The 12,785-nt window shown below is 71.5% G+C and carries 18 protein-coding genes; 7 read left to right on the forward strand and 11 right to left on the reverse strand.

Annotated features, from left to right (window positions below):
* Positions 1 to 96: 96 nt before the first annotated feature.
* From FB558_RS23940 to FB558_RS45275, 3 genes are all read right to left on the reverse strand, one after another.
* Entirely contained in the window at positions 97 to 624 is a 528-nt protein-coding gene (locus FB558_RS23940) for an RraA family protein (RefSeq protein WP_142057062.1), read from the reverse strand.
* A gap of 122 nt (positions 625 to 746) precedes the next feature.
* Complete coding sequence (locus FB558_RS45270; protein WP_281288673.1) at positions 747 to 869, reverse strand: hypothetical protein; 123 nt, start codon at positions 867 to 869, stop codon at positions 747 to 749.
* Positions 870 to 1,320: 451 nt separating this feature from the next.
* Complete coding sequence (locus FB558_RS45275; RefSeq protein ID WP_142057064.1) at positions 1,321 to 1,695, reverse strand: SDR family oxidoreductase; 375 nt, start codon at positions 1,693 to 1,695, stop codon at positions 1,321 to 1,323.
* Here FB558_RS45275 and FB558_RS23950 point away from each other — a divergent pair.
* On the forward strand, positions 1,602 to 1,910 hold the full coding sequence (locus FB558_RS23950) for a substrate-binding domain-containing protein (protein ID WP_281288693.1): 309 nt from the start codon (positions 1,602 to 1,604) through the stop codon (positions 1,908 to 1,910). The genes FB558_RS45275 and FB558_RS23950 overlap by 94 nt on opposite strands.
* A gap of 77 nt (positions 1,911 to 1,987) precedes the next feature.
* On the forward strand, positions 1,988 to 2,389 hold the full coding sequence (locus tag FB558_RS23955; RefSeq protein WP_142057068.1) for a hypothetical protein: 402 nt from the start codon (positions 1,988 to 1,990) through the stop codon (positions 2,387 to 2,389).
* A gap of 27 nt (positions 2,390 to 2,416) precedes the next feature.
* Here FB558_RS23955 and FB558_RS23960 read toward each other — a convergent pair whose 3' ends face one another.
* Positions 2,417 to 2,794, reverse strand: coding sequence for a phytanoyl-CoA dioxygenase family protein (locus FB558_RS23960; protein WP_142057070.1), 378 nt, complete (start codon positions 2,792 to 2,794; stop codon positions 2,417 to 2,419).
* Between FB558_RS23960 and FB558_RS23965 the strand changes: the two genes are divergently transcribed.
* The gene (locus FB558_RS23965; protein WP_142057072.1) at positions 2,775 to 3,242 is read left to right on the forward strand and encodes a hypothetical protein; all 468 of its coding nucleotides are present in this window, start codon (positions 2,775 to 2,777) and stop codon (positions 3,240 to 3,242) included. The two genes, FB558_RS23960 and FB558_RS23965, sit on opposite strands and share 20 nt — an antisense overlap.
* Before the next feature lie 217 nt (positions 3,243 to 3,459).
* Here FB558_RS23965 and FB558_RS23970 read toward each other — a convergent pair whose 3' ends face one another.
* The 7 genes from FB558_RS23970 to FB558_RS24000 form a co-directional block, all read right to left on the reverse strand.
* Positions 3,460 to 3,690 carry a hypothetical protein gene (locus FB558_RS23970; protein ID WP_142057074.1) on the reverse strand — a complete coding sequence of 77 codons (231 nt, stop codon included), beginning with the start codon at positions 3,688 to 3,690 and terminating at the stop codon, positions 3,460 to 3,462.
* A 133-nt stretch (positions 3,691 to 3,823) separates the two neighbouring features.
* Entirely contained in the window at positions 3,824 to 4,726 is a 903-nt protein-coding gene (locus tag FB558_RS23975; protein ID WP_142057076.1) for a LysR family transcriptional regulator, read from the reverse strand.
* A 209-nt stretch (positions 4,727 to 4,935) separates the two neighbouring features.
* A complete protein-coding gene (locus tag FB558_RS23980) occupies positions 4,936 to 6,594 on the reverse strand; it encodes a DUF4127 family protein (RefSeq protein WP_211366802.1) in 1,659 nt (552 codons plus the stop codon).
* A 15-nt stretch (positions 6,595 to 6,609) separates the two neighbouring features.
* Positions 6,610 to 6,990, reverse strand: coding sequence for a HisA/HisF-related TIM barrel protein (locus tag FB558_RS23985; protein ID WP_211366803.1), 381 nt, complete (start codon positions 6,988 to 6,990; stop codon positions 6,610 to 6,612).
* Positions 6,991 to 7,087: 97 nt separating this feature from the next.
* A complete protein-coding gene (locus FB558_RS23990) occupies positions 7,088 to 7,414 on the reverse strand; it encodes a PASTA domain-containing protein (RefSeq protein ID WP_142057079.1) in 327 nt (108 codons plus the stop codon).
* A 60-nt stretch (positions 7,415 to 7,474) separates the two neighbouring features.
* Complete coding sequence (locus FB558_RS23995) at positions 7,475 to 7,882, reverse strand: RidA family protein (protein WP_142057081.1); 408 nt, start codon at positions 7,880 to 7,882, stop codon at positions 7,475 to 7,477.
* 83 nt (positions 7,883 to 7,965) lie between these two features.
* Positions 7,966 to 8,841: a helix-turn-helix domain-containing protein gene (locus tag FB558_RS24000; RefSeq protein WP_170231504.1), complete on the reverse strand. Its 876-nt coding sequence runs from the start codon at positions 8,839 to 8,841 to the stop codon at positions 7,966 to 7,968.
* 40 nt (positions 8,842 to 8,881) lie between these two features.
* On the opposite strand from FB558_RS24000, the gene FB558_RS24005 reads away from it, so the two are divergent.
* From FB558_RS24005 to FB558_RS24020, 4 genes are read left to right on the forward strand one after another with little or no spacing between them, the layout of a single operon-like run.
* Positions 8,882 to 9,733, forward strand: a complete 852-nt coding sequence (locus tag FB558_RS24005) for a phytanoyl-CoA dioxygenase family protein (RefSeq protein ID WP_142057085.1) — start codon at positions 8,882 to 8,884, stop codon at positions 9,731 to 9,733.
* A gap of 35 nt (positions 9,734 to 9,768) precedes the next feature.
* On the forward strand, positions 9,769 to 11,010 hold the full coding sequence (locus tag FB558_RS24010) for an extracellular solute-binding protein (protein ID WP_142057087.1): 1,242 nt from the start codon (positions 9,769 to 9,771) through the stop codon (positions 11,008 to 11,010).
* Positions 11,010 to 11,966, forward strand: coding sequence for a carbohydrate ABC transporter permease (locus FB558_RS24015; RefSeq protein ID WP_211366804.1), 957 nt, complete (start codon positions 11,010 to 11,012; stop codon positions 11,964 to 11,966). The genes FB558_RS24010 and FB558_RS24015 overlap by 1 nt, the downstream gene beginning before the upstream one ends.
* 9 nt (positions 11,967 to 11,975) lie before the next feature.
* Positions 11,976 to 12,785, forward strand: a complete 810-nt coding sequence (locus tag FB558_RS24020; protein ID WP_142057089.1) for a carbohydrate ABC transporter permease — start codon at positions 11,976 to 11,978, stop codon at positions 12,783 to 12,785.

Consider the following 12,785-nt stretch of genomic DNA (forward strand, 5'->3'; position numbering starts at 1 on the left):
CAGGCTGCCCCGGAAGCAGCCGCGGGTTCTCGAGCCGGCGGATCGACCGGTCGACGCTCGCCCCGACGACCGCGGCGGCCACGGAGCGGATCTCCATCACAGGACGCCGAACTCGGCGAACGCGGCGGTCGAGCTCATACCGTTCTCGATGGCCTGGCGGACGACGTTCTCCGCGCTCACCTTCTCCAGGGCCCGTTCCAGCACCTCGTCCTCGACGGCGGCGGGCACGACCAGCACCCCGTCCCGGTCGCCGAAGACCAGGTCGCCGGGTGCGACGGCGACCCCGCCGATCTCGATCGGGACCCGGTAGTCCAGCACCGCCTTGCGGACCCCGGCGTCCTGCGCGTAGGCGCCCCGGCTGAACACCGGCCAGTCCTGCTCGAGGATGCCGGTGGTGTCACGGTGGTGGCCGTCGACGACGGCGCCCGCGGCCCCGCGCACGCGCGCGGTCACCGTCATGATCTCGCCCCATGCGGCGGCGGGCACGGCGTCGCCGTTGCGGGCCAGGTAGACCTCGCCGGGTCGGAGCTGGTCGAGCGCCTCGGTCAGCCGGCCGAACGGCCGCCGCTGCGGCCCGAACACGTCGGCGATGAGCACCGGCATCGCGCGCCCGACCACCACCATCTCGGTCGCCGACGACCGGCGTGTAGAGCCGCTCCCGGATGGTCACGAAGCGTTCTGCATCGCCTTCGGCACCGGTCGAGCTGGTGGACATGATCGATCTCCTCTCGCCCGGGATCAGTGGATCAGCTGTGCACCGCGGCCCGGGCCCGGCGGGCCTCCACGATCGCGACCGCGACCACCGTGACCAGGGCGCACAGCATCAGGTAGCCGGCCACCAGCCAGGGCTGCCCACCTGCCGCCGCCACCAGCGCGGTGGCGATGAACGGGGCGCAACTACACCCGGGTGTCCAACCGCGTGTACTTCGACCGCCTCGCTGAGGTCGCCGACAGTCACCGGCCCCTCGTCGCCGCCCTGCGGACCGGTGATGACGTCGGCGGGACTTTCCGCCGGCACGTCCTCGAGGCGTGGCAACGTCGCGCCCGAGGCGCCGGGGAGACCGCCGAGGCGGAGGCCTGACCGGCGTGCGCCTTGGCGACATCGCGTCGGCGCGCGGCCGTGCAGAAATTGCCGTACGGCCGCCCTGGTTCTGGTCCAGGTCTGCACTCCAGTCCACGTGCGACAGGACGACCGCGCCGGCTGGCACCCCGGCCCGCTCCAGTGCCGCGATCTGCGCGACGCCGCCACGCCCGCCCTCGCAGTGCGTGAGCACCGGCGCGCCCCGAGCGTGCCCGAGACGAGGCCGGTACCGGCCTGGCTCACACCGCCAGGCGCGCGGTCAGCCCGCCGTCGACCCTCAGCGTCGTGCCGGTGATCGCGCTGGCATCGGGCGAGGCGAGGAAGGCGATCGCGGCGGCCACCTCCCGCGGTTCGATGATCCGTCCGATCACGTGCTTGCTGCCCCACTCGTCGAACGCCCGTTCGGTGTCGCCGCCGGCGAACTGGCGGGCGCTGTCCTCCAGCATCGCCGTGCGCACCGAGCCGGGGGCGACGCAGTTGACGCGGATGCCGTCCGGGCCGTGGTGCGCTGCCCCGGCTGCTGGCCGCCCGCCCCACGGGCATCGTGGTGAGCAACGTGCTGGCGGCGGTCGGCGCGATGACGGCGGCGCGCGCGGCGGGGCTGCGCGTCCCACACGACCTGTCGATCGTCGCCGTGCACGACGTGTTCTTCGCGGCCCACCTCTCCCCGCCCCTGACCGTCGTGCGGATGCCGCTGCGGGAACGCGGCCGCCGCTCCGTGGCCGCAGTCCTCGGTCAGCTCGCCAGCGGCCCGGCGCGCCACGAGGTGATCCGGCGCCCGCCGCCGGAGCTGCTCGTGCGCGGCTCCACCGCGCCACCCCCGGGGTGAGGGGCGCCGAACGGGTCGGGGTCTGCTGGGGTGTTTCCCGGAGGTCCGCGGCACCCGACGTCCCTACCGTTCGCGACGTGACGAACTCGCCACCGCTCGGCCGGCTGCCCGTACTCACCCGCGTCACCGCACTCGCCCTGCTCGGCAGCGCACTGGCCTTCGCTGCCGAGATGATCTACCTGGGCCTCGGCCTGTCGGTCTCGGTGATCACGGCGTGCGTGCTCGTCGCCGCGGCCCTGACCGCCGTCGGGTGGCGCTGGACCGCGATGCTCGGTGCGGCGACGATCGCGTTCATCACCGCGAACAACCCGTTCCTGGTCGAGAACCTCTCGTTCGGGCACGGCACCCTCATGTTCGTGTCCACCGCGGTGAACCTGGGGTGCGCGGTCGTCGCGGTGGTGGCCGGTCTCGGCGCGACCGTGGCGAACTACCGGCCCGGTGCCGGTCATCGCTCCCTCGCATCCGCCGGCGCGCGGTAGTCGCCGACCGCAACGCGCCGGGCACCGTCAGCAGGTGACGTCCTTGCCCTCGCTGCCGAAGATCTCCATGCGCCGTTCCTCGGTGGTCCGCACCGCGGATGCCGGGTGGAAATGCAGCTGGAGGGCGCGGCGCCGGGTGGCGGTGCGGTTCGCCGGCGTGCCGAGGTGGACCAGCCCGTCGAAGAAGATCGCGCCTCCCGGGGGCAGCGGCACCATCACGTCGCGGCCCGGCCCCACCGCGTGGTCGGCGATCACGTCGGCGTCGCACAGCTGCCAGTCGCGGCGGCGGAAGTGCACGAGCGCCCCCTCCCGGTGCGAACCGGGACGGAAGTGCAGGCACCCGTTCTCCGGCGTCGCCTCGTCGAGCGCGATCCACACGCCGACGATGGGCGTGCCCGGCTCCAGCCGGAAGAACGAGTTGTCCTGGTGCCAGGGGCTTCTCCCGGCCGCCGCCGGGCGGCTTCAGCAGGGCCATGTCCTGGAACATCACGAGGTCGTGCTCGCCGATCAGCCCGCGGACCAGGGTCAGCAGCCGCTCGGATTCCGCGATCGCCCGCAGCCGCGCGTCGTAGGCCGTGAAGTTCATGAACTTGCGCACCAGGTCCATCCGTTGCTCACCGGTCAGCCCCTCCAGACGGTCCGCGGCCCACGACTCGTACTGCACGACGGCGCCCCGGGGCTCCTCCAGCAGCGTCGCGAGCCCGTCGAGGGCGCCGCGGACCGCGGCCGGGGACAGCAGCGCCGAAACTCCGAGGACGCCCTGGAGACGTTCCTCCCCGCCGACGAGGACAGCGCCGCCCTGCTCCGCGAGCCGGCGGCCACCCGGCCGCTCGGTTGCCGAGGTGGGCAGTGATCGTTGCGAGATCGACCTGTGCGCCCTGACGGGGGCGTTCACCTCGATCTCGGATCGATCGATCGCCGCGAGGTCGAGCTGTTCGCCCTGGGCGGGGCGATGCGGTAGAACTCGCCGTGATCTTGCCGGCCGGCTCCGTTCCCTCGGCCCGCACCGCAGTTTCGGCGCGCCGACGGTACCGATGCCGCGGACCGGTTCGGCCATCACGCGACCGGACTCACCGGGATCCGATCTCGGCAGCGGTGCGTCGCGCACGCCGCCGGAGGTACGGCAGCGCGAACAGGTACAGGCCGGTGACCAGGAGCAACGCGAGCGGGAGCAACGGCACGTAGGACAACCAGACGACCGGCTCCGGCAGTGCCAAGGCGATGAAGGTGACGATGACGGTCAGTGTGAAGGCGACGGCCGTCCAGCGGTGCACCTGTCGGAGGTTCTTGTTCCAGTTCACGAGTATCTCCTGGGGAAAGGCGAGTCGAATCGTCGTCCGGCGCGGATTGTCAGCCGACGGAACGAGCTCAACCCTCCCCTGCGCACCCGGTCCGATCAATGCGAATCTGCACGCCCGATCGATAACACAGGAGTTATCTGCTCTGGCCGAATCTGCGGGGTTCGAACTCCGCGGCGACGTCGACGAAGGCGCGGACCCGCGAGGGCAGCCCGTTCGCGCGCCACACCAGAGCCCACTCGGTGAGCGGAGCGTCGCGGACCGGCAGGAGGACCACTCCTGGGTGGGAGTAGTAGTGCGGGACGTGCTCGTTCAGCGGTGTGACGCACTCGCCCACGGCGACCGCCGTGAGAACCTCGTGGAACGTGCTGACGCGGGGACCGCGCGGAACGGCCCGGCCCGTGGGCGTGTGCCGGGGCACCATGGACTCGATCCAGTAGCCGGGGAGTCCCGGACCGGGGTCGAAGACCACCCGGTCGGCGAGGTCCTCCATCGACACGGAGGCCCGGCCGGCCAACTCGTGCCCGGCCGGGACGGCGAGCACGCGCCCCTCGGTCAGCAGCACGGGTCCCTCGACCAGATCCGGTTCACGCACCGGGCGCCACAGGAGCGCCAGGTCCATCTCCCCGGTGCGCAAAGCGGTGAAGGGGTCGCTGAAGTGGACCTCGCGGACCGCCACGGCGCAGTCCGGGTACAGACCGCCGAACGCCTCGATCACGTCCCGGATCTCGTGGCCGACCGAGCCCATGACACCGAGCCGCACGGTGCCGGTCAGACCCCGTGCCGCGTCGGCGGCCCTCGCCACGCCCGTGCGGATCGCGTCGTAGCCCTCGCGCAGATCAGCACGCAATTGCTCACCGAGCGGGGTCAGCCGCACGACGCGGCTGCTCCTGTCGAACAGCGCCGCACCGATCCGGCGCTCCTGCGTCCTGATCGCCTGACTCACCCGAGCCTGGGACACGTGCAGCCGCTCCGCCGTGCGACCGAAGTGCAGCTCCTCGGCCAACGTCAGGAAGATCTCGATCTCCCGAAGCTCCACGCCCGTCCCCCGAGGCCATAACACCGACGCCCGGAACCATAACAACCATGTTATCGATCTTGTGCACGCCGTCCGGCGCACGCACCCGGATTCGGCCGACGCCACCTCGACGGGGTGCGCCGGCGCACGACGGGTGCGTCGGCTCGCGGGTGGAAGCCTCCGAGGACCGTCTCACTCCGCCCGACGCTCGCGCGCCGCGCCGGAGTCACTCACCCAGAGGGCGACACCGCGGCGGCGGACAGCGTGACCTGAGGTTCGAGGGTCACCTCGAACAGCCGATCCCAGGGCAGCTCCACCACCACCTCGCCGAGGTCGTCGAGCCGGGCGGTGACAGTGGTGCTCCCCCGGCGTCCCAGCACCAGGTCGTGGCCGGCGAAGTGGTCGGTGAAGTACTGCCTCGTCACGGGCACGAGGCGCTCGCGCACCCAACCGTCGAAGAACACCTTCTGTTCGGCGGTGAGGGACAGCGGGTTCCAGCCGCGCGCCCTCGCCTCGGCGTAGGCGTCCTTCTGGATGACGTTCTTCCACGGGTCGTCCTTGACGAACCGGTAGAGCAGGTACTCCGCGTGCGCCCGCCCGGGTTCCCCGAGATCCGTCCGGCACGCGAGCCCGCTGCCCGAGGCGCCCAGGAGCGCCCAGCGCGCGACGCCGTGGGACAGCGCGAGGCCGAGCGCGTTGCCGCCGGTGTTCCAGCCGGAGTACGACAGCAGCCGCGGCAGTTCCACGTCGCGTTCCAGCCGGGCCACCAGGTCGTGGTCGGCGCGGTCGACGAAGACGGGATCCACCACGATGACGGGGGTCCCGGCGGCGAGGTGCGTCGCGATCCTGGCGGTGAACGCGTCGACGTCGGCGGCGCGCCGCTCGGGCGAGGCCGACGGTGTGTTGACGGCGAGCACGATCTCCCCGTCGCCGACGGTGCCGCCGACGGTGGCGACGTGCCTGCGGATGTTGTCCTCGAACGGGATCCCCTCCAGCTCGGCCGTCCACTGTGCACCGGGCACGCCGGAGTAGTCGAGCCGGAACGACGGGGCGGCCTCGCCCGGGATCAGGCGCGCCACCAGCAGCGCGTCGACCTCGTCGGCACCGGGAAAGATCTCCACCCGGTCACCGATGCCCCGCTCCGCGACCCTGCGTTCGAGCTCGACGCGTTCGGCGCGGCCCAGCCCGACCGGGGCGGTGTCGTCCTCGGACAGCACCAGATGGGTGATCGTGCCGTCGGCGACCCAGTCGACCATCAGCGTGTTGATCTCGTGGTTGCGGCCGCGCGCCGCCAGGTAGTCGTCGAGCATCGCGTCCGGGATCTTCGCGCGCACCTCGTCCAGCTGGGCGCGCAGCTCCTCCTGGCCGAGGTTCTCCACCTGGTCGTACAGCTTCGTCCACTGCACGATCAAGGTGATGTACTCGGACAGTTCCGGGTCCTTCGACGTCAGCGCGAGCCGCTGGATCATGTCGTGGACCAGGATGGTGGCGTCCGGCTTCGCCCGGCGCAGCGCGCGGATCGCCTCGACGTTCGCGCGGGCCGCGTCGAGGGTCGGCTCGGCCGTGCGGGACGCGATCAGCCCGCCGTAGGCCAGCATGCTCACCGAGATCACAAACTCGCGCGTGTCCGCCGCGGCGAGCCACCGGGCGACCGCGGCGCCGTCGCCGGGCTGGAAGAACCGGCCGAGCGCGTCGCGCGGCGGGAACACGACCTGCCGCCCGGCCACCGCCGCGGTAATCGCGGCGCAGTAGACGTTGACGGGCCGGTCGTCGAGCGGCACCACCGCGATGGGGCGTTGCGGGGGTGCGGCCCAGGCGAGCGTCGGGGCCAGCACCGCGGTGCTGATCCCGGCCAGGCCGGCCGCGAGGAAGGTGTGTCGCCGCATCATCGGGGAGCCTCTCGGTCAGGTGGTGCGGCCCGGCACGGAACGCACCAGCCTGCGGGTCAGGTACAGCGGGGAGGTGACGGCGTTGCCCACCACCACGGCGTGTGCACCGGCGGCGAAGGCCCGGGTGAGGTCCTCGGGCGTGCGGTAGCGGCCTTCGGCGATCACCGGGACGGACAGGCGCCGCGCGAGGCGGCTCAGGAGTGGCAGGTCCGGGCCGTCGGAGCGCGGCGAGTGGTCGGTGTACCCGGACAGGGTGGTGGCGACCAGGTCGGCGCCGTCCTCGACGGCCGCCACGGCCTCCTGCTCGGTGGAGACGTCGGCGAGTACCCGCTGGTCAGTAGTGATCACCGGAACGTCCAGCCGGCGCCCGAGCTCGAAGTAGAGAGCGTCGGCCAACCGCAGGTGCTTCCGACGGGCCCACGCCCCGGCCAGCAGGCCGGGGAGGGGATCGCGGGATCGGAGCCGCTCACGCCTCCGCGCCGCCGCGGTGCGGTCACTTGCTACCGGCGGGGGTGACGGTCACCGGCCCGGTGGGCACTCGCGACCCGCCCCTGCCGCCGTTCCCCTCGCCGTCGTCGGGATCCGTGTCCACCCAGATCCGGATCCGGCTGCCCGGTGGCACGTAGCATCCCGGCGGCGGTTCCTGCGCCGTGACGACGCCGATGCCCCTCGGCGCGTGCGGCGGGGCCTCGTCGACCGCCAGGAGCCGAGCGTCCAACGCCACGTCCTGTGCCGCTCTGACCGCGAGTCCCACCAGTGCGGGGACCACGGTGAGTACCTCTCGTCGTCCCATACTCCAGAGTAAGCCGATCCCGCCCATTGCTCGGCCCGCAGCCCGCCCGGGACGTGTCCGCACGGGGTGTGGTCGCGCTGCGCCTGCTCAGGGCAGCACGGCGACGGCATCGACCTCGACGAGGTAGCCCGGCGCGGCCAGCGAGGTGACCCCGATCCAGGTGCTCGGCTGCTGGAGCTCGACGCCCAGGGTCGCGGCCGCCCGCTCGCGCCCGACGACGAACTGCTCGGCCTTCGCCTCGTCGAGGTCGACGATGTAGACGGTGACCTTGGCCAGGTCGGCCACCGTCGCCCCGACCGCGTCCAGCGCGGCGGCGATGTTGAGGTAGGCCTTCTCGGCCTGCGCCGCGACGTCGTCGCGGCCCACGAGGTTGCCCTCGGTGTCCCAGGCCACCTGCCCGGCCAGGTACACGGTGCGCGAACCCCGTGTGTCGGCGACCTGGTGGTGGACGTCGACCCGGTTGACCCCTTCGGGATGCACCAGCGTGACGGTCATGTCTTGCCCCTCTCTCCGCGGACGCCGTAAAACATAGCATGACGATGCTATGTTTCGGGTTCGAGCACGGTGCCTTTGTCCCGCTATCCGCCGGAAGCACCGCGCGGAGCCTCCTGCTCGCGAAAGCGTCGTGGTGACACACCGACGCGTCGGCGGAAGAGGCGGGAGAAGTAGGCCGGATCGTCGTACCCGACCTGCCGAGCGACCGCCGAGACGTCCATCGTCGTCTTCGCCAGCAGCTGCTGAGCGCGCTCCAGACGCGTCCGGATCACGAGCTCGTGCGGGCTGAGCCCGGTCACGTCCCGCACGGCCGTGCGGAACGCCTCTGTGCTCATCCCCAGCTCCCGGGCGCGCTCGGCAACCGAGAGGGGGGCCGAGGCGGAGGCGAGCGTGGTGTCGACGACCGAGGCTGCGGCGTCGCGGGGGCTCGGCGCCGTGGCGTCGATCGCGATGCCGAGGAGGTAGCCGGCCGCCGTGGCGGCCACCGCCTGTGCACGCCGCCCCGGTGCGGCGAGGACGCGCCGCAGCCGGGAGAACACCGGGCGGATCGCGTCGAACGCGTCGACCGAGGCACGGGCCACCGGTGCCTGTCGCGACCACGCGTCGAGGTTCTCGAACCCCCGGCACGCGGTTCCCTCGAACAGGACCCAGTGCTCGGTCCAGCCGTCCGGACCGGGGCTGTAGCCGTGGACGACACCGGGGAACAGCCACAGGACCGCCGGCGCCTGCACCGCCACCCCGTCCGGGTGCCCGCCGTCGACGTAGACGCCACCGCCTGCGCTCACGAACACCAGGCCGTGCGTCGACAGGCACCGCATCCGGGGTCGCGGGATGTGCCCTCCCTGCTGCTCGCCCGCGCCCCGGCAGCTCAGTCCGCCGTCGCGGAGGCCGCGCTCGACGTTCAGGTACGACGACCAGCGGACGACCGGCGGATAGTCCAAGTCCGGATCCCGGATCATCCATTCCATGCTGCCAGGCCGGCGCCATACGGTCGCGGCGATGCTGACCTCCAACGGATACGTGCTCGACGAGTCCCCCGAGCGTCTCGGGCACATCCGGGAGACGCCCGAGCACGAGCGCCACGACCGCGAGGCCCTCTGGCACCGGCTCCGGTCCCAGGGCTACCTGCTGCTGCGGGACCAGCTCCCGCGGGCCGAGGTGCTGGCGTTCCGGGACTTCTACTTCACCGCGCTCGCCGGGACCGGCCTGCTGCAGGAGGGCACCGCGCCCGCCGAGGGCATCGCCTCCCGCGGCCCCGTCGACCTCGCGTCGTACCGGAAGATCCTCTTCTCCGAGATCGTCCCCTCCCCCGAGTACCAGGCATTGTGCTCGTCGCCGTCGGTGGGCGGGTGGTTCCGCTGGTTCCTCGACGGGGAGGTGCACCTGCACAAGCGGAAGATCCTGCGCCACACCCGACCGGGCGAACGGGGCGTCGGAACCGCCACGCAGGCGCACTACGACCTCGTCTACCTGCGCGAGGGCACGGACCGTGTGCTCTCGATGTGGATCCCGCTGGGCGACTGCCCGACCAGCCTGGGCGGGCTGGCGTACCTGGAGGGCACGCACCACGCGGTCATGGCCGAGGAGGCGGCGGGAACCCTGCGGCGACCAGCCGCGTCGATGACGGCCGACCTGCCCTCCCTCGCGGACGAGTACGGCGCCCGCTGGCTCGTCACCGACTTCCAGGTCGGCGACGTCATGGTGCATTCGGCCCACCTGATCCACGCCGCACTCGACAACGTCGACGACCGCGGCCGGATGCGCCTGTCCACCGACATCCGCTACCAGCGCCTGACCGACCCGATCGACTGGCGCTGGCAGGAGCACTGGCACGACCGCGACGGTCTGTAACACCTCCATCGGCACTCGTGGCTCAAGGGAGAACCATGAAGCGCAGACGACCCGTGGTCACCGGTGTCGTGGCCGGCGTCGCGGCCGCCACCCTGACCGCGTGCGGGGGGAGCGCCGCAGGAGCGGACCCCCAGGCCCTGGACCTGTGGTTGCCACCGCAGGCCGATATCACCGACGCCTCGGACTGGGATCCGATCCTCGCGGGGTTCGAGCAGCAGCACGGCGTGGACGTGAACGTCCGGATCATCCCGTGGGACAGCTACGAGGCGGCGTTCCTCACGGGTGTCAGCGGCGGCGAGGGCCCCGACGTCGGGTTGATGTACACCGACATGATGGGCGACTACCTCGTCCACGGCGCCATCGTGCCCTTCGGCGACCACCTCGACGCGGCCGGCCCTCCGGACTACCTCTACCTGGAACGGGGCGTGGTCGACGGTGAGCAGGTGGCCATCCCCTTCGTCGTCGGCGGCGTCCGGGTCCTCTACTACAACGCCGACCTGCTCGCGGCCGCCGGAGTCGACGAGCCACCCGCCACGTGGGACGAGTTCCTCGCCGCCTGCGAGCGGCTGCGCGCCGCCGGCACCACCCCGCTGGTGCAGCCGTGGGGGCACCACCGCGGCATGCTCAACGAGAACTTCTTCCCGTTCCTGTGGCAGGCCGGTGGGTCGCTCTTCACCGAGGACGGCTCGGCGACCGCCTTCCACTCGCCCGAGGGCGTCGCCGCCGCGACCTACCTCCTGCGGCTGCAGGAGACGGGCGCCATGCCGGCCTCGGTGACGAGCCTGATCGCCGACGACGCCGAGTCCGCCTTCCTGCGTGGCGAGAGCGCGTTCCTGTTCTCCTCCGACGCCAAGTACGCGACCTTCGACCGGGAGGACTTCGACCTCGGCTTCGTCGCGAGCCTCGAGGGCGAGCGCCGCGGGACGTTCGTGGCGACCGACTCGCTGGTGGTGCTGGACGAGTGCGCGGACAAGCAGCTGTGCACGGACCTGGCCGTCTACATCACCTCACCGCCGCAGATGGAGCAGTTCCACGAGCTCGCGCAGTACCCGCCGCTGAGCACCGACGAGGAGTACGTCGCGCCGCCGGAGTTCCGGAGCGTCTACGCCCAGGACGACCTCATGCACAACCTGCCGATCGTCGCGGGCAGCCCGGCCGTCTACAACTCGCTGCTCACCAACCTGCAGCAGATGCTGCTCGGGCAGAAGACCCCGGAGCAGGCGTTGGCCGACGCCGCGGCCGACGGCGACCGCGCGCTGCGATTGGCACAGCGCTGATGGCGACCTCCGCGAAGCCCGCGCCGTGGCGGCGACCGGCGGACCGGCCGCCCACGGGCCGGGGTGGCGCGCGGGAGCGGATGGACGTCCGCCCCCACTCGAACCGCTCGTTCACGGGCCTGGGGTACGTGGCGCCGAGCCTGCTCGTCCTGGTCGTCGTGGTCGTCGCGCCCATCGTCATGTCGGCCTACTACAGCCTGACGGACTTCTCGCTCCTCGGCTCACCGTCGTGGGTCGGCCTCGACAACTACGTCTACCTGCTCCAGGACGGGTCCTTCCGCACAGCGCTCTGGCAGACCTTCCTGTACACGGTCATCTCGGTGCCGCTGCAGACGGCGCTGGCCCTCGTCATCGCCGCGGTGCTCGCGCGCCGCACCCGCAACCGGTTCGGCGCGTTCGTGCGCTCGGCCCTCTTCATCCCGGTCATCGCATCGATGGTGATCATCGGCAGCGTCTGGCGCTACCTGGTCGGCGCGGACGACGGGCTGGTCAACGCCGTCCTGGGCGTCGTCGGGATCGACCCGGTGAACTGGCTGGGCAGGCCGGGCACGGCGCTGCTCGTCGTCGCGCTGGTGACCGTGTGGAAGAACATCGGCTACTTCCTGGTGATCTACTACGCCGGCATGCTCGACGTCCCCGAGGACCTCTACGAGGCATCCACACTGGACGGCGCCGGGCCCTTGCGGCAGTTCTGGAGCATCACCGTTCCCTCGCTGCGACCCGTGACCGTCCTGGTGGTCATCCTCGGCACGATCTGGTCGTTCCAGGTCTTCGACCTCGTCTACACGATGACCGGCGGCGGACCGGGCGGCGGCACCGTCACCCTCGTGATGGCGATCTACTCCTCGGCGTTCAGCAACATGCAGATGGGCTACGCCTCGGCGATGGCGATGGTCCTCTTCGCGATCGTGCTGACCGCATCGCTGGTCCAACGGCGCCTCCTGGCCCGGAAGTAGGAGGCGACGATGCTCAGGAGATCCCTCGGTGCGGCGACGAACCTCGCCCTGCTCGTGCTCGTCGCCGTCGCCTTGCTGCCGTTCGTCTTCATGCTGGTGACGGGCGTGCAGCAGTCCGAAACCGTGTCACTGGCGTTCGACCCGGAACGGCTCCGGCTGGACAACTTCGTGCGCCTGTTCACCGACTACGGGTTCGGGCGGGCGTTGATCACCAGCATCGTCGTGGTCGTCCTCGCCTGCGTCGCCAACCTGGTGGTCAGCTCGCTCGCCGCGTTCGCGTTCGCGAAGAAGCCCTTCCCGGGCTCGGAGGTGCTCTTCTGGCTCTACCTCGCGACCATGATGGTCCCGGTCCAGGTCACGATCATCCCGCTGTTCACCATCGTGCGGGACCTCGGACTGCTCAACACGCAGATCGCGCTGATCCTGCCGATCATCAACGCCTTCGGCGTGTTCCTGATCAGGCAGTTCATGTCGAGCGTTCCGGACGAGCTCCTCGAGGCCGCCCGGATCGACGGGGCGCGGGACATGCGGGTCTTCGTCTCGATCATCCTCCCGTTGATCCGACCCGTGCTCATCGCGCTGACCGTGTTCACCTTCGTCACGACCTGGAACGACTTCCTCTGGCCCCTCGTCGTCATCTCCGACGAGAGCATGCAGACCGTGACGCTGGCCGCCGCCCGCCTGCAGGGCCAGTTCGTGACCGAGTACGGCCTCGTCATGGCCGGCGCCACCGTCTCGTTCCTGGTCCCGTTCCTCGTCTACGTCCTGCTCCAACGACAGTTCGTCCGGGGCGTCGCCTCGGTCGGCCTGAAAGGATGA

Source organism: Pseudonocardia kunmingensis (genome assembly GCF_006716445.1).
GTDB lineage: Bacteria > Actinomycetota > Actinomycetes > Mycobacteriales > Pseudonocardiaceae > Pseudonocardia > Pseudonocardia kunmingensis.